This is a genomic window from Mycolicibacterium brisbanense (assembly GCF_001570425.1).
GTDB lineage: Bacteria > Actinomycetota > Actinomycetes > Mycobacteriales > Mycobacteriaceae > Mycobacterium > Mycobacterium brisbanense.
In genome coordinates this window covers 1-15,623 of record NZ_BCSX01000018.1, presented here as the reverse complement: position 1 = coordinate 15,623, position 15,623 = coordinate 1, and the positions used below count along the sequence as shown (strand labels likewise).

Below are 15,623 nucleotides of genomic sequence, written 5' to 3'. Positions count from 1 at the left end.
GACATGGGGCGGGCATCAGTTGCCTCTGCGCACCAATCCGACAATCCAGAGCAGGATCACCGAGCCCAGGATCGCCGTGAACAGAGTGAACCACCAACCACCCGCGGCCGTGTTGAGGAAGAAGCTCAGCAAGAACCCACCGATCAACGCACCGATGATTCCGATGACGATGTTCATCAAGATGCCCGAACCACCGCCCTTGACGATCTTGCCCGCGATCCAGCCCGCAATCGCACCGATGATGATGTAGCCGATCCAGCCAACACTGGTCAGCGTCGTGGAGCGGGCCAGGAACTCGGTCGTCGCCATTACATCCATTGCAGATCTCCTGCCTGTCGCCGGCTCAGCCCAGCGGGGCCCGCGGGGCCTCTCCTAGATGTACCCATCGAACGTAACAATTGATCTGACGAATTGGGAACGATCGGCCGACGATCGCCGTCGCGACAGTGTCACCGCGGTCGCACAGGCAACTCGCGAGCAAATCGATATCACATTGTCGGCGTGTCGTTACGCGACTATTCTCTGTCTCATCTGGCAACTCGCTGTGGATCAAGTCCGGCGCCGCGCAGATGCGACGCCACGAGAGTGCGGAAGGTCGCGGTGTACAGCACAGATGCGTCAGGTCGGCGACGTGGGTCACGCGTCGGGTCCAACCCCGGATGTCCACCGGGGTCACCGTTCAGCAATCTCACACAAGCCACTCCCGTCACACCAGCACCACACGCCACAGCGTTCGGCCAGCAAACACATTCCGCGGGTTCGACGAGGAGACGGCGATGAAGGCTCTCATTGGACTGGCAGTCACCGCGCTGGCGGCGAGTGGCATCGCACTGGCGACTGCGGCGCCGGCCGGCGCTGGGTGCCAGGGCGGCTGGACGCCTTGGGGCGGCGGCACGACCTGTGACGGACCGATCGCACAGGACGGCACGTTCCAACGGTGCGTGACGGCCGGCGCGATGGGCTTCGGCGGCACCAACTGCTACCTGATGAACGTCAACAACCTCGCAGGCAACGTGCCGTACGTAGGGCCGTAGGCACTTTGGGCCCGGCCAAACGGCCGAGCCCAAGGTGACCACTACGACGGCGGCATCATCTCCGGCGGAGCGTTGGTGACCGGAACCGGCACACCCAGAGCCGGCCGCCCCGGTGGGGCGTTGGGCGCAGGCGGCGCGTTCGGATCAGCCGGCGGCGCAGCGGGGGCGTTCGGATCCGGCGGCGGTGCAGCCGGCGGTGTCCACGGGCGGATCGAGTTCGCCAGGGCCACAGCGGCGTTCTTGTCGACGGGGTGCGTGGCGGAGCCGAGCCAGACCACGAACCACCGTTCGGGGGTGCGCTGGCCACGGGGCGCGTTCGCAGGCGTCGGATTGCCGACCACACCGGCCCAGATCTGACCGTTGGGCTTGTTGGCGTCGGTGAACTTGACCTCGTAATACGAAGCGGCGCCGGGCAATCCGTTGGCGTTGAGCGGCACGGTCTCCTGGTTGACCCGGGTACCGGGGAACGGCATGAAGAACTCACCCATGTCCGACGCCAACCGGACCGCGGCCTTGCCGTTGTCGGCCTCGGCACCGGCGAACAGCTTCAGATCCAGCCGACCGAGCAGGACGCTCGTGTCGTTGGGCGGCTCGGGTGTGCCCTCCGGCGGAATCTTGGTCAGCAGTGCCTGCCCGTACGACAGCTGGGTGGCATCGGAGACTTTCCAACCCGCAGGCAGCAGATAGCTGAATCCGCCCGCCGCGTTGTCGATGCGGCCGGGCTCCGGCGCGGGCGGAGCCGGAGGTGCGGGCGGGGCGTTCGGATCGGCAGGCGCCGGGGCGGGCGCGCCGGCTTGCGCGGGGGCGCCGGGGGCGGCCGGAGCTGCAGGGGCGCCCGGTGCCGGAGCCGCGGGTGCGGGCGGAGCGTTCGGATCAGGTGGGGGCGCGGGCAGGAAGGTGTTGCCGGGCGGCGGGGGCGGCGGCGCGGGATCCGCTTGTGCGACCGCAGGCAGCGCCACAGCCGCCGCGGTCACGCTGGTCACCGCGGCCAGTGCCAGTTTTTTCGACAGGCCTCTACGTCGAGGAGACATCGCGTCCGACTCGTCCATGGGGAAGAAACTACCGTGTTACCGCCGTGACGCAAGTGTGAGTTGCTCTTAGAGTGCTCAACTGAGAGATTGCTGGCGAGCGCAAAAGCCCATGCCGCAACGCGCATCAACGATTGCTGGCATGACAAGGTCAGCGCCGCCACGCCCGACCCGGCAATCGGGCCGCGTCGGCGGCAATCCCACCGGTTATCGCCTGTGCACGGGACACCGTTACGGCGCGGGATGCACCGCAACCTCCTGCGCCTTGACGGTGAAGTACACCCGCTCCCCCGGCGCCAATCGCAGCTGCGCGGCCGACTCCGCGGTGATGTCGGCGGCCAGTCCGGGAGCGCCGTCCGGTTGCTCGTCGGCGCGCACCCGGATGCCGGGCCCGCGGCTGTCGAGCTCGGCGACGGTGACGGCGACGGTGTTGCGTGGGCTGCCATGCGGCTCGTCGCGGTAGACGGCCACGGCCGACGGTGCGAACACCGCGACCGCGGGACCGCCGGCGACCACGTCCTCGGCAGGCATGCCGTGCCAGCTGACACCCCAATCGGTCGTCAGGCCACCCGCACCGTCGGCGGTACCGGCGACGAGGTTGACACCCGCAAGGCGGGCCGCGAAACGGCTCTTCGGCACGGCCAATACCGCTGCGGTCGAACCACTTTCGACGATGCGACCGGATTCCAGCACCACCACCCGGTCGGCCAGCGTCAAGACATCGAGCAGGTCATGGGTGATCAACACCGCACACCGGCCGTCTGCCGTCAGCACCCGGCGCAGCACTTTGCGCATCGCGCCCGCCACCGCGACATCGAGGCCCGCCATCGGCTCGTCCAGCAGCAGCACGTCGGGCTCGGCGGCCAGCGCCCGCGCCAACGCGACCCGCTGAGCCTGCCCCCCGGATAGCTGCCGCGGCGTGCGATCGGCCAGGTCACTCCCGTCGACCTCGGCCAACCAGCGGTGCGCACAGTCCCGGGCGGCCGCGCGAGTCACGCGCCCCCGGCTGCGTGGGCCGAACGCCACGTTGGCACTGACGCTGAGATGCGGAAACAACAGCGGGTTCTGCAGCATCAAACCCACACGGCGCGCGTGGGGCGGCACCCGGATGCCGGCCTCGGTGTCGGTGACCACCCGATCGCCGATCCGGACACGGCCCACTTCGGGGGCCACCAGACCGGCGATGACGTGCAACGTCGTCGACTTCCCTGCGCCGTTGGGTCCGAGCACCGCCAGCACTTCGCCGGGCGGGACCGTGAACTCCAGATCGAGGCCCCGGCGCTCGAGCACGGCACGCACGGCCAGCCCCGTCATGCCCACGCTCCCGAGCGCAGCCGACGGCCGCCGAGCCCGATCACCACGACCGCGGCCACCACCACCAGCACCACTGACAAGGCCACGGCGGCATCGGCGTCGGCCTCGCGTTGCAGGTAGATCTCCAACGGCAGGGTCCTGGTCACGCCCTGACGCGAGCCCGCGAATGTCAACGTGGCGCCGAACTCCCCCAGCGCGCGGGCGAAGGCCAGCACCGCGCCCGACAGGAGCCCGGGGGCGAGCAATGGCAGTGTCACGCGCCACCACACCGTGCTGGGCCGCGCCCCCAGGGTGGCGGCCACCACCTCGTATTCGGCGCCGGCGGTACGTGCCGCCCCTTCCAGCGAGATCACCAGGAAGGGCAGCGAGACGAAGGTCTGCGCGAGCACGACGGCCGCCGTGGTGAAGGCGATGTGCACCCCGGCGGCCTCCAGATACCGGCCGATGAGGCCGAGCCTGCCGAACGCGTACAGCAGCGCGATCCCGCCCACCACGGGTGGCAGCACCAACGGCAGCAGGATCAGCGGTCGGGTCAGCCGCACCAGCCTGCCTTCGCTGCGTGCCAACACCAACCCCAACGGGACACCGAGCAGAAGGCACAGCAGCGTGCTCGCGGACGCGGTCTTGAGGCTCAGCAGCAGCGCGGCCGTGGACGAATCACTGACGATGAGCGTCCAGAACCGGGTCCAGTCGACCTTCACCACCACGGCGACCAGCGGCAGTACGACGAAGACCGCGCCGAGGGCGGCAGGCAGATAGATCCACCGGGGCAGGCCGGGCGGTGCGCTCACGACCGGGGTGCGCCGGTGCTGGTCCGCGTCATGGCACAAACCGTAGGCGAACTAACAGCCAGATTGGTGCGCGTCAGGTTTCGTCAGATTGCTACCGTCCAGTAACATCGTCGGGTGATCGTCCCCGTCCGGGTGGCGATCCCCAGGTACATGGAGGTACATCATGGCGGAGGTGCTGGTCACCGGCGGCGATACAGAGTTCGGCCGCGTCATCGCGGCGGGCTTCAAAGATGCCGGCCACAACGTGGTTATCGCCGGCAGTCGCCGTGACGACCTCGAGGTCGCCGCCAAGGAGCTCGAGGTCGAGTCGATCGTCTTCGACAACACCGATGCGGCCAGCCTCGAGCAGGCCCGCCGGCTGTTCCCGCACCACATCGACACGCTGGTCAACGTCCCGGCTCCGCGCTGGGATGCCAAGGACCCGCGTACCTTCACACTGGCCGACCACGCCGCAGCCTGGCGCAACGCCCTCGACAGCACCGTGGTGTCCGCCGCGCTGACGGTGCAGATCATCGGCGATCACCTGCGTTCGGGCGGCACCATCGTCAACGTCATCACCGAAAGCCCCCGCGCGGGCAGCGCCGACGCCGCGGTCAAGGCCGCATTGGCCGACTGGACCGCCGGGCAGGCCGCCTACTTCGGCACCCGCGGGATCACCGTCAACGCCATCGCTCCTGGCCTCAGCGCAGAGCCGGGATACGCCGGCCTGACCAGCACGCCGCCGTCGGTTGCCGACGAGATGGCGCGGCTCGCGGTGTTCCTGACCACGCCTGCCGCCCGCCACATCACCGGCGAGACCATGCACGTCGGGCAGGGCGCGTTGGCAAGCTTCGCCTGAAATATTCCGCCGTTCACTCGGAGCTAAACGGGGTTGCCACTCCGCTTAGGAGCTGGTTACGTGAAGGCGTGACCATAAAACTCGGCCTCCAGATCCCGAACTTCTCCTACGGCACAGGCGTTTCTGAACTCTTCCCGACTGTCATCGCGCAGGCTTCCGAAGCCGAGAACGCAGGCTTCGACTCGGTCTTCGTGATGGACCACTTCTATCAGCTGCCCGGCCTGGGCACCCCCGACCAGCCGATGCTGGAGGCCTATACGGCCTTGGGAGCGCTGGCCACCGCGACCGAGCGGGTCCAGCTCGGCACCCTGGTCACCGGCAACACCTACCGGAACCCGACCCTGCTGGCCAAGGCCATCACCACGCTCGACGTGGTCAGCCAGGGCCGCGCGATCCTGGGCATCGGCACCGGATGGTTCGAACTCGAGCACGACCAGCTCGGCTTCGAGTTCGGCACGTTCACCGAACGGTTCAACAAGCTCGACGAAGCGCTGCAGATCATCATCCCGATGATCGAGGGCAAGCGACCGACCTTCAGCGGCAAGTACTACAAAACCGTCGAGGCCATGGCCAATCCCCGGTTCCGCGAACACATTCCGCTGATGATCGGCGGCAGCGGCGAGAAGAAGACCATCCCGCTGGCGGCCCGGCACTTCGACCACCTGAACATCATCGCGGAATTCGACGAACTGCCCCGCAAGATCGCCGTCGTCAAACAAGAGTGCGAGAAGATCGGCCGCGACCCCGCGACACTGGAGACCAGCATGCTGGTGATCGCCCTGATCGGCGACCAGGTGAGCGCCGACGCGGTTCCCGACGACTTCAAGCAGCGGGCCGTGGTCGGCACGGGCGAGCAGGTGGCCGAGCAACTGCAGGCCAAGGTCTTCGACGCCGGCGTCGACGGGGTGATCCTGAGCCCGGTCACGATCGGTGGCTACGTCCCCGGCGGCATCACAGCCGTCGGTGAAGCGCTCAAACCGCTGATATCGGGGTAAACAATCAGTGCGATGAGCCATCTCACCGCGCTGGCAGGAATCCTGCCGACTACCCTGTCAGTTGGTATTGAACAGGTATACGTCCGCGAGGAGCAACGAATGAGCCACCCCGGAGCCACGGCAACGGATCGGCATAAGGTCGTCATCATCGGATCGGGTTTTGGTGGCTTGAACGCCGCGCAAACGCTCAAGAACGCTGATGTCGACGTCAAGTTGATCGCCCGCACCACGCATCACCTGTTCCAGCCGCTGCTGTACCAGGTGGCCACCGGCATCATCTCCGAAGGTGAGATCGCCCCGCCGACCCGGCTGATCCTGCGCAAACAGCGCAACGCGCAGGTTCTGCTCGGTGACGTCACGCACATCGACCTGGAGAAGCAGACCGTCGAATCGGTCCTGCTCGGACACACCTATTCGACGCCGTACGACAGCCTGATCATCGCCGCGGGCGCAGGCCAGTCCTACTTCGGCAACGACCACTTCGCCGAGTGGGCGCCGGGAATGAAGTCGATCGACGACGCACTTGAGCTGCGTGGCCGCATCTTGGGTGCGTTCGAGCAGGCCGAGCGGTCGAGTGACCCCGAACGCCGCAAGAAGCTGCTCACCTTCGTTGTCGTCGGCGCGGGGCCCACCGGCGTCGAGATGGCCGGCCAGATCCAGGAGCTCGCCGACCAGACGCTGCGCGGCAGCTTCCGCCACATCGACCCCACCGAGGCGCACGTCATCCTGCTCGACGCCGCGCCGGCCGTGCTGCCGCCCATGGGCGAGAAGCTCGGCCAGCGCGCCAAGGCCCGGCTGGAGAAGATGGGCGTGGAGATCCAGCTCAACGCCATGGTGACCGACGTCGATCACAACGGCATCACCGTCAAGGACAAGGACGGCACGCTGCGCCGTATCGAATCGGCGTGCAAGGTGTGGTCTGCCGGTGTCTCGGCCAGCCCGCTCGGTAAGGACCTCGCCGCGCAGTGCGGCGTGGAGCTGGACCGCGCGGGCCGGGTCAAGGTGCTTCCCGACCTGACCATCCCGGGGCACCCGAACGTGTTCGTCGTCGGCGACATGGCCGCTGTCGATGGCGTGCCGGGGATGGCACAGGGCGCCATCCAGGGCGGCAAGTACGCGGCCAAGCTGATCAAGCGGGAGGTCAGCGGCACCAGCCCGAAGATCCGCACGCCGTTCAAGTACTTCGACAAGGGCTCGATGGCGACGGTCTCGAAGTGGAACGCGGTGGCCAAGGTCGGCAAGTTCGAGTTCAGCGGGTTCTTCGCCTGGCTGGCCTGGCTGGGCTTGCACCTGATCTACCTCGTGGGCTTCAAGACGAAGATCGCCACCCTGCTGTCGTGGACGGTGACGTTCCTCAGCCGCCAGCGTGGCCAGCTCACCATCACCGAGCAGCAGGCCTACGCCAGGACAAGGATCGAGGAACTCGAGGAGATCGCCGCTTCGGTCAAGGAGACCGAGAAAGCCGCGTCCTAGCACCTAGCCGGCAGGCAGCCGGTCACCTTGCCAGGTGGCCAGGCTGCCGCCGCGTGCGAGTTCCAGAACCGTTCCGTCCGTTTCGAAAGACCGTGCGGGGTAACGCAGTTCGCTGATGCACGCGCGAGGTGCGGCAAGGGTGTCATCACCGACGGCCCCGCTGCCCAGCTCGACGCGGTGCCGCAGCAGCGGCGTCGCACCGACATCGGCGGACAGTGTTCCCGACCAGAATCCGTCGCGTTCCCCGCTGCGGCCGATCTGGACGCGTTCCCGTAATCGCAGTCGCGCGGTGTCCGCGAGCCGGATCCGCACGGCGGTGTCGTGGCTGGAGCCACCTGCGACGACCGTCGGTTGCGGATCGAGATCGAGGTCGCCGGCGTTCTCGATGTCCCACCACGCGGTCGAGTGGTCGGTGCGCACACCGGGCAGGGTCACCGCGGCCGCGACGGTACGGATGCGCAGCCGCGCGCCGGGCTCGACCACCAGCCGCACCTTCAGCGAGTCTCCGCCGAGCGGGGTGGCGGCCGTCGACACCAGATGCACGGTGTCCGGTTCGGTGTGCCGGCCCGCGATGCCGTCACTGCCCTCGATGCGCGCCAGCCGGCCCGGGCGCGCGATGACGACGATGCACGCCCGCATCACACCGTCTGCGCGAGCGCCAACTGCTCCCGTACCCAGGTCAGTACCGGACCGGCCGACGGATCGTCGGTCAGTGAGATCAGCACCGTGGGGCGATCCTCGCGAACCCTGGCGGCGTCGGTGCGCATGACGTCGAGATCGGCCCCGACCAGCGGGGCCAGATCAGTCTTGTTGACCACCAACAGATCCGAGAAGGTCACCCCAGGGCCGCCCTTGCGCGGGACCTTGTCGCCGCCTGCGACGTCGACGACGAAGATCTGGACATCCACCAGACCCGAGGAGAACGTCGCGGTGAGGTTGTCGCCGCCGGACTCGACCAGGATCAGGTCCAGACCGGGATTCGCGTCGATCAGATCGTCGATGGCGTCGAGGTTGGCGGTGATGTCATCGCGGATCGCGGTGTGCGGGCATCCGCCGGTCTGCACCGCGGCGATCCGCTCGTCGGGCAATACCGCGTGTCTGCGCAGGAAATCCGCGTCCTCGGTGGTGTAGATGTCGTTGGTCAGCACGGCCAGCGACAGCTCGTCGCGCAGCTGCCGGCACAACGCGGCCACCAGTGCGGTCTTACCGGAACCGACCGGCCCGCCGATACCGATGCGCAACGGCTCGCCTGGCTGTCGCACCCGCTTGGGCCGGGGTGAATGCGTATGCGGTTCACCGTCGATGACATGTGGTGGCATGGTTGCGGCTTCCCCTCTCAGGAGACGAACAGTGGTCGCTCGCGCTCGGCGTGTTGCTGGGCAAGCACATCCAGGAGCGGGTCGGACAGATCGGCCAGACCCGCGGCGGCCGCCGCGGCGATGGTTTCACACAGCCCGGACAGTGTGAAGGTGAGCGCCGCGACATCACCGGGGTCCAGTGCGAGCAGTCGTTGGGCAGCGGTGGCCGACCCGGTCATCGTGGTGTAGACGACTGAGAGCGCTGTCTGCTCAGGGGTCAGATCCGCTGCGGCGCCGACTGATCCGGCGGCGACGGCGAGATGCGGCCGGGTACCCAGAGTGTCCCAGCCGTGCTCGGGCCACACCCGCCGGGCCAACCGGACCAGTCCCCGACCCTGCGCGCGCGACGCCGCGCGGGACGCCGGAGCCGGTGTGCGCGCGTCGGTTTCGGCGTCGGCCGCACAAGCGTCGAGCACACCGGTACGGACTGCGACAGCCAGTGAGGCCGTCACCAGGCCGTGACTGCGGATCCGCCGCACAAGGTACGCCCCCACCGATCCGACGTCGCTGAGCAACCCGCTGGCCACGGCCTCCTCGACACCACCCGAGTGCACGTGCCCGCCAGTGGGTAGGCGGGAATCCGAGAGCGTCAACAGCGTTGCCAGACCGGTCATTTCCGTACGCCCGATCAGAACAGGAAGTACCGCTGGGCCATCGGCAGTTCGGCGGCGGGCTGCTCCTGCCACACCTCGCCGTCGATGCGCACCGTGAACGTATCGGGATCCACCTCGATGCGTGGCAACGCATCGTTGAGCGGCATGTCTGCCTTGCCGATACCCCGAACGTTCTTGACGGCGGCCAGTTTTCGCCGGACATCGAGCCGCTCGGCCAGTCCGTCCGCGATGGCCTGGGGTGAGACGAAGTGCAGTGACGTGGCGGCCGCGGCCGCGGGGGCGGCGCCGAACATGGGCCGCGGCAGCACCGGTTGCGGTGTCGGGATCGAGGCGTTGGCATCGCCCATCGCCGCCCAGGCGATCATCCCGCCCTTGAGCACGGCGTGCGGCCGGACCCCGAAGAAGGCCGGGTCCCACAACACCAGATCGGCGAGCTTGCCCACCTCGACCGAGCCGATCTCGTCGTCCATCCCGTGCGCGATCGCCGGGCAGATGGTGTATTTCGCGACGTAGCGGCGGGCCCGGAAGTTGTCCGCGGCGCCGTCGCCTGCCAGTGGGCCGCGCCGCCGCTTCATCACATGCGCGGTCTGCCACGTGCGCAGCACCACTTCCCCGACGCGGCCCATGGCTTGCGCGTCGCTGCCGATCATCGAGATGGCGCCGATGTCGTGCAGCAGATCCTCGGCGGCGATGGTCGAGGGCCGGATGCGGCTTTCCGCGAACGCCAGATCCTCCGGCACGCTGGGGTTGAGGTGGTGGCAGACCATCAGCATGTCGAGGTGTTCGTCGAGGGTGTTGACGGTGTGCGGCCGCGTCGGATTGGTGGAACTGGGCAGCACATTGGGGTGACCGGCGACGGTGATGATGTCGGGTGCGTGCCCGCCGCCCGCACCCTCGGTGTGGTACGCGTGGATGGCGCGGCCCTTGATCGCGGCCAGCGTGTCCTCTACGAAACCGGCCTCGTTGAGGGTGTCGGTGTGGATATTGGCCTGCACACCCGCGGCGTCGGCCACCGTGAGGCAGGCATCGATGGCCGCCGGGGTGGTGCCCCAATCCTCGTGGAGCTTGAAACCCGCTGCCCCGCCGCGCAATTGCTCCCACATGGCCTCGGCGCTGACGGTGTTGCCCTTGCCCAGCAGCGCCACGTTGAGCGGCCAGCCGTCGAGCGCCTCGAGCATGCGGGCCAGATGCCAGGCGCCCGGTGTGACGGTGGTGGCCTTGCTGCCCTCGGCCGGGCCGGTGCCACCCGCGACGATCGTGGTGATGCCGCCGCCGAGCGCCTCGGCCATGATCTGCGGGCAGATCAGATGCACGTGACAGTCGATGGCGCCTGCGGTGACGATGCGCCCGTTGCCCGCGATGATCTCGGTGGACGGGCCGACCACCAGGTCCGGATGGACTCCGGACATGATGTCGGGATTGCCGGCCTTTCCGATGGCGGCGATGCGGCCGTCACGGATGCCGATGTCGGCCTTGATGATTCCCCAGTGGTCGATGATCACCGCGCCCGTGATGACGGTGTCCGGGGCGCCGTCGGCGCGCGTGACGCGGGCCTGGCCCATCGATTCGCGCAACACCTTGCCGCCACCGAATACCGCTTCGTCACCGGCGAATCCCGGTCCGCCGCTGCGGTCTTCGGTGATCTCGACGAACAGGTCGGTGTCGGCCAGCCGGATCCGGTCTCCGGTCGTCGGCCCGAACAGCGCGGCGTAACGCGCCCGGCTCAGCTCGCTCATCGGGTCGCGTCCAATCTCCCCGGCGGGTTCAGGGTGATGCCGTGCACCTCGCGGGACCCGGCCAGCGGGACCAATGAGACACGCTGCAGCACACCGGGTTCGAACCGAACCGCGGTACCGGCCGGAATGTCGAGGCGATGGCCGTAGGCCGCTTCGCGGTCGAAATCCAGCGCAGCGTTGGCCTGCGGCAGATGTACGTGGCTGCCGACCTGCACCGGGCGGTCCCCGGTGTTGACGACGTCGATGGTGCGGCGCACGGAGTCGGCGTTGATGGTGATGGGTCCGTCTCCGAAGACGATCTCTCCCGGGATCATCGTCGTCAGCCGATCGGGTGGTGAACAGTGACCAGCTTGGTGCCGTCCGGGAACGTGGCCTCCACCTGGACTTCGTCGAGCATCTCCGGCACCCCCTCCATCACGTCGTCGCGGCTGAGCACGGCGCGGCCACTGACCATGAGCTCGGCGACCGTGCGCCCGTCACGCGCACCTTCCAGCAGGTGATCGGTGATCACCGCGACAGCTTCCGGGTGATTGAGCCGCAGCCCGCGGGCTTGTCGGCGCCGAGCCAGTTCGGCGGCATAGGACAGCAGCAGCCGGTCGGTCTCGTGCGGGGTCAATCGCATAGAGCGCGATACTGCCACGACACGCGCGAGTCAGCAGCGCACGCGACTTCGGGCTACTCCGCCGGGAGGTTCTGCAGCCGCACCTGGCCGCGGGCCACGAGCTTGCCGTTCTCGTCGGTGATGGTGATCAGCCACAGCTGCTGGCGGCGGCCCCTGTGAATCGGCGTGGAAACCGCTGTGACAGTGCCCGATCCGATTGCCCGCAGAAAGTCGGTGTTGTTGTTGACGCCGACGACGGTTCCCCCGCCGTGCTCGGAGAGCCAGACGTGGGCTGACACGCTTGCCAGGCTCTCGACGATCGCGCAGTAGACACCGCCGTGCATGATCCCCCACGGCTGCAGCAGCTCGTCGGTGATGGTCAGCTGGGCCCGACCGCCGTCGGGACTCAGTTCGACGTACTTCAGGCCGATGACGCTGTCGAATCCCTTGCCGAGGCCCTCGGGCACATCTGTGGTCACAGTCCTTGTGTCTACACGGCCGATCGGCGCAAAGAAGCGGGCGGGTCCCGCGCAATTCGCGCGGGACCCGCCCTTCGAGTGGACCGGGGGTCTCTGCAGCCCTCAGGACTCCGGCGCGGTCCGTTAGCTCGCCATCAAATAATAGGCAAGGCTGCCCTAATTAAGCAAGACCTTCCCTGCCCGACCCGCCCCGCGAACCGGCAGGCCGAACCCCGCCAGCGCGTCCAGCACCGCCTGACCGCGCCGCATGCTGACGAACTCGCTGCAACCGGACAGCAGCGGCACCTGCGTGGCGGCGGAGACAACGGCGGCGCCGACCATGTGCCACATGGCCACGGTCGAGATCGCCCCGTCGCTGATCTCGACCAACTGGTCGAACAGCGGTGCCAGCGCGCGGTGACTGCGATGGGCGACCCAGGTGGTGAGCGCGGCCTCGTTGGGCAGCGCCACGATGCCGTCGCGGGCCGCATCGGCAATGCGGGAGGGCCTGCCGCGGAAATGGATGTCATCGGGCAGGGCGCGCAGGAGCGGATCCACCACTCCGACCCAGTCGATGGACCCCTCCGAGTCGACATGCACCCAGAGGTTCTCCAGGCCGGTATCCCAGGCCCGCCCCTCCAAGACCAGCAGTGGCACCACGCGGCCGATGACGACGTGGGCGAGGGTGGCGGCGAGCTGGTGGGCCACCGCGGCCCGGTTGCCCGTTTCCGCGACGGCCGCGTCGAACATGCCCTGCAGCCGGCCGGCACCGACGGCCTCTTCCAGCGGCCACCACCGGCGCCGCGACAGATCACGCATCACGGCCACGCCGTAGACACGTGGGCACTCCGGATACAGCTCGCGCAACCGTCGGCTCGATTCGTGCAGCGGCAGCGTCCGCCTGATTGCCATACCCGCGATCAGGGGGTCGTCGACCACGACCGTCATGACACCTCCCAAGGCTCCCGATTGAGTTAGGTTAGCCTTACTATATCTACACGGCGGAGGGGTGCCAGACGGTGTGACTGGTTTCACAAGGCCCGGCGAACATGCGCTGACCTTGGGCTAACCGGCGCAGGCGGGACATCCACCAAACGCCGCAGAATCGATACGACGCGCGGTAGTAACGCCGTAGTACGCTGGCTTTACTGCTCAGGAAGTGAACGGAACATGGCGAAACTGACGCGCCTCGGGGAGCTGGAGCGCGAGGTGATGGACCACCTGTGGTCTGCACCCGAACCCCAAACGGTTCGCCAAGTCCACGAGGCGCTGGCCGCCCGCCGCGACTTGGCCTATACGACGATCATGACCGTGCTGCAACGACTGGCGAAGAAGAACCTGGTCGTGCAGCACCGCGATGATCGGGCGCATCGCTATGCGCCCACCCACGGCCGCGACGAGCTGGTCGCCGGTCTGATGGTCGACGCCCTCGACCAGGCCGCCGACTCCGGCAGCCGCCGGGCCGCACTCGTTCATTTCGTCGAGCGGGTCGGTGCGGACGAGGCCGAAGCCCTGCGGCGGGCTCTCGCCGAGTTGGAGAGCAAAGACCGAATTCCGCCACCGGCTGGCCATTCCAGCATCTCCTGAGAGAGACTTACGGCGTGTCCGCGCTGGCCTTCACACTCGTGGCGCTGGCCCTGGTGGGGCCGGTGCCCGCGATGTTGGCACGTGCATCCTGGCCTCTGCGGGCACCCCGGGCCGCGATCGTGTTGTGGCAGTCCATCGCGCTGGCCGCCGTGCTGTCGGCGTTCTCGGCCGGAATCGCCATCGCGAGCCGGCTGTTCGTGCCCGGCCCCGACGGCCGCCCGACAGCCACCATCACCGGCGAGATCGCGGCACTGAGCCTGCCTCTGTGGCTCACCTACGTCGTGGTGTTCACGGTCACGCTGTTCATCGGCGCCCGGCTGTGCCTCGCCGTCGTGCAGGTGGCCATCGCCACCCGGCGCAGGCGCGCACATCACCGCATGCTGGTCGACCTGCTCGGTAAGTCCCGCGACGGGCTGCCGCACCACGTCTGTACCCCTTCGGGAATCAACGTCCCGCTCGCGCGCGGTGGCCTGCGGATCCTCGACGTAGCCCAACCGCTGGCCTACTGTCTGCCCGGCGTGCGGAGCCGCGTCGTGGTCAGCGAAGGCACCTTGACCACCCTGTCCGACAGTGAGATCGCCGCGATCATCACCCATGAACGAGCACATCTGCGGGCCCGCCACGATCTGGTGCTCGAGATGTTCACCGCGGTGCACGCCGCATTTCCCCGGTTCGTCCGCAGCGCCAGCGCCCTGGACGCGGTCCGGCTACTGATCGAACTACTCGCCGATGACGCCGCCGTGCGGACCACCGGGCCGACGCCCCTGGCGCGCGCCCTCGTCGCGTGCGCAGCGGGCCGCACCCCGTCGGGTGCCATGGCCGCGGGCGGCCCCACGACCGTGATCCGTGTGCGCCGCCTCGGCGGAAAACCCAACAGCGTGCCGCTCGCGGTGACCGCCTATCTGACCGCGGTCGCCGTGCTCGTCGTCCCCACGGTCGCCGTGGCCGTCCCCTGGCTGACCGAGCTGCGCCGCCTGTTCAGCAGTTGGGCCGGTTAGGCGCGGATGCGCTGCCCGGTCGAAAAGCGTTCTGCGATAACAAAACAACGAAAGGTTGCTGCATGACCAACTCGGGCACGACCGGTACGGCTCAAATCGGGGTGACGGGCCTGGCGGTGATGGGTTCCAACATCGCCCGCAACTTCGCCCGGCACGGCTACACCGTGGCCCTGCACAACCGCTCGGTCGCCAAAACCGACGCCCTGCTCGCCGAACACGGCTCCGAAGGCAACTTCGTACGCAGCGAAACCATCGCCGAATTCCTCGACGCCCTGGAAAAACCCCGCCGCGTACTGATCATGGTCAAAGCCGGCGACCCCACCGACGCCGTGATCAACGAACTTGCCGACGCCATGGAACCCGGCGACATCATCATCGACGGCGGCAACGCCCTCTACACCGACACCATCCGCCGCGAAAAAGCCATCCGCGAACGCGGCCTGCACTTCGTCGGCGCCGGCATCTCCGGCGGCGAAGAAGGCGCGCTCAACGGCCCCTCGATCATGCCCGGCGGCCCCGCCGAGTCCTACACCAGCCTCGGGCCGCTGCTCGAAGAAATCTCCGCCCACGTCGACGGCGTCCCCTGCTGCACCCACATCGGCCCCGACGGCGCCGGACACTTCGTCAAAATGGTGCACAACGGCATCGAATACTCCGACATGCAACTCATCGGCGAGGCCTACCACCTGCTCCGCGACGCCCTCGGCCTGACCGCGCCCCAGATCGCCGACGTCTTCGCCGACTGGAACACCGGCGAGCTGGACAGCTACCTGGTCGAAATCACCGCCGAAGTACTGC

19 protein-coding genes are annotated in these 15,623 nt (G+C 68.1%); 7 read left to right on the top strand and 12 right to left on the bottom strand.

The window, feature by feature from the left end; all coding sequences use genetic code 11:
* Positions 1 to 15 precede the first annotated feature (15 nt).
* Complete coding sequence (locus tag RMCB_RS06670; RefSeq protein ID WP_029366016.1) at positions 16 to 318, bottom strand: GlsB/YeaQ/YmgE family stress response membrane protein; 303 nt, start codon at positions 316 to 318, stop codon at positions 16 to 18.
* A 458-nt stretch (positions 319 to 776) separates the two neighbouring features.
* Here RMCB_RS06670 and RMCB_RS06665 point away from each other — a divergent pair, with 458 nt between their 5' ends.
* On the top strand, positions 777 to 1,034 hold the full coding sequence (locus tag RMCB_RS06665; protein ID WP_029366017.1) for a CDGP domain-containing protein: 258 nt from the start codon (positions 777 to 779) through the stop codon (positions 1,032 to 1,034).
* Positions 1,035 to 1,075: 41 nt separating this feature from the next.
* Here the strand turns inward: RMCB_RS06665 and RMCB_RS06660 are convergent, their stop codons facing one another.
* The 3 genes from RMCB_RS06660 to RMCB_RS06650 all read right to left on the bottom strand — a co-directional run bounded on the left by RMCB_RS06660 (position 1,076) and on the right by RMCB_RS06650 (position 4,167).
* Positions 1,076 to 2,083 carry an APA family fibronectin-binding glycoprotein gene (locus RMCB_RS06660; protein WP_062828156.1) on the bottom strand — a complete coding sequence of 336 codons (1,008 nt, stop codon included), beginning with the start codon at positions 2,081 to 2,083 and terminating at the stop codon, positions 1,076 to 1,078.
* A gap of 210 nt (positions 2,084 to 2,293) precedes the next feature.
* Entirely contained in the window at positions 2,294 to 3,376 is a 1,083-nt protein-coding gene (locus RMCB_RS36960) for a sulfate/molybdate ABC transporter ATP-binding protein (RefSeq protein WP_062828320.1), read from the bottom strand.
* The gene (locus tag RMCB_RS06650; RefSeq protein WP_109784195.1) at positions 3,373 to 4,167 is read right to left on the bottom strand and encodes an ABC transporter permease; all 795 of its coding nucleotides are present in this window, start codon (positions 4,165 to 4,167) and stop codon (positions 3,373 to 3,375) included. The genes RMCB_RS36960 and RMCB_RS06650 overlap by 4 nt, the downstream gene beginning before the upstream one ends.
* 163 nt (positions 4,168 to 4,330) lie before the next feature.
* Here RMCB_RS06650 and RMCB_RS06645 point away from each other — a divergent pair, with 163 nt between their 5' ends.
* From RMCB_RS06645 to RMCB_RS06635, 3 genes are all read left to right on the top strand, one after another.
* A complete protein-coding gene (locus tag RMCB_RS06645) occupies positions 4,331 to 5,005 on the top strand; it encodes an SDR family oxidoreductase (RefSeq protein WP_029366021.1) in 675 nt (224 codons plus the stop codon).
* Between the two features lie 68 nt (positions 5,006 to 5,073).
* Positions 5,074 to 6,000, top strand: coding sequence for an LLM class F420-dependent oxidoreductase (locus RMCB_RS06640; protein WP_062828154.1), 927 nt, complete (start codon positions 5,074 to 5,076; stop codon positions 5,998 to 6,000).
* Between the two features lie 99 nt (positions 6,001 to 6,099).
* Positions 6,100 to 7,473 carry a type II NADH:quinone oxidoreductase Ndh gene (locus RMCB_RS06635; protein WP_029366023.1) on the top strand — a complete coding sequence of 458 codons (1,374 nt, stop codon included), beginning with the start codon at positions 6,100 to 6,102 and terminating at the stop codon, positions 7,471 to 7,473.
* A gap of 3 nt (positions 7,474 to 7,476) precedes the next feature.
* Here RMCB_RS06635 and RMCB_RS06630 read toward each other — a convergent pair whose 3' ends face one another.
* From RMCB_RS06630 to RMCB_RS06595, 8 genes are all read right to left on the bottom strand, one after another.
* Positions 7,477 to 8,112, bottom strand: coding sequence for an urease accessory protein UreD (locus tag RMCB_RS06630; RefSeq protein WP_062828153.1), 636 nt, complete (start codon positions 8,110 to 8,112; stop codon positions 7,477 to 7,479).
* The gene (gene ureG, locus RMCB_RS06625) at positions 8,112 to 8,792 is read right to left on the bottom strand and encodes an urease accessory protein UreG (RefSeq protein WP_062828152.1); all 681 of its coding nucleotides are present in this window, start codon (positions 8,790 to 8,792) and stop codon (positions 8,112 to 8,114) included. Before ureG ends, RMCB_RS06630 begins: the two co-directional genes overlap by 1 nt.
* A gap of 17 nt (positions 8,793 to 8,809) precedes the next feature.
* Positions 8,810 to 9,445, bottom strand: coding sequence for an urease accessory protein UreF (locus tag RMCB_RS06620; RefSeq protein WP_062828151.1), 636 nt, complete (start codon positions 9,443 to 9,445; stop codon positions 8,810 to 8,812).
* Positions 9,446 to 9,459: 14 nt separating this feature from the next.
* The gene (locus tag RMCB_RS06615; protein ID WP_062828150.1) at positions 9,460 to 11,181 is read right to left on the bottom strand and encodes an urease subunit alpha; all 1,722 of its coding nucleotides are present in this window, start codon (positions 11,179 to 11,181) and stop codon (positions 9,460 to 9,462) included.
* Entirely contained in the window at positions 11,178 to 11,495 is a 318-nt protein-coding gene (locus RMCB_RS06610) for an urease subunit beta (RefSeq protein WP_029366028.1), read from the bottom strand. Before RMCB_RS06610 ends, RMCB_RS06615 begins: the two co-directional genes overlap by 4 nt.
* Positions 11,496 to 11,500: 5 nt before the next feature.
* The gene (locus RMCB_RS06605) at positions 11,501 to 11,803 is read right to left on the bottom strand and encodes an urease subunit gamma (RefSeq protein WP_029366029.1); all 303 of its coding nucleotides are present in this window, start codon (positions 11,801 to 11,803) and stop codon (positions 11,501 to 11,503) included.
* Between the two features lie 53 nt (positions 11,804 to 11,856).
* Entirely contained in the window at positions 11,857 to 12,261 is a 405-nt protein-coding gene (locus tag RMCB_RS06600; RefSeq protein ID WP_062828149.1) for a PaaI family thioesterase, read from the bottom strand.
* 156 nt (positions 12,262 to 12,417) lie between these two features.
* The gene (locus tag RMCB_RS06595) at positions 12,418 to 13,188 is read right to left on the bottom strand and encodes a hypothetical protein (RefSeq protein WP_062828148.1); all 771 of its coding nucleotides are present in this window, start codon (positions 13,186 to 13,188) and stop codon (positions 12,418 to 12,420) included.
* 222 nt (positions 13,189 to 13,410) lie between these two features.
* Between RMCB_RS06595 and RMCB_RS06590 the strand changes: the two genes are divergently transcribed.
* The 3 genes from RMCB_RS06590 to gndA all read left to right on the top strand — a co-directional run.
* Positions 13,411 to 13,827 (top strand): BlaI/MecI/CopY family transcriptional regulator, encoded by a 417-nt coding sequence (locus tag RMCB_RS06590; protein ID WP_029366032.1) that lies wholly within the window; start codon positions 13,411 to 13,413, stop codon positions 13,825 to 13,827.
* Between the two features lie 14 nt (positions 13,828 to 13,841).
* Positions 13,842 to 14,825: a M56 family metallopeptidase gene (locus RMCB_RS06585; protein WP_062828147.1), complete on the top strand. Its 984-nt coding sequence runs from the start codon at positions 13,842 to 13,844 to the stop codon at positions 14,823 to 14,825.
* 62 nt (positions 14,826 to 14,887) lie between these two features.
* A partial coding sequence (gndA, locus tag RMCB_RS06580) for an NADP-dependent phosphogluconate dehydrogenase (RefSeq protein ID WP_072278425.1) occupies positions 14,888 to 15,623 on the top strand: 736 nt, incomplete at its 3' end.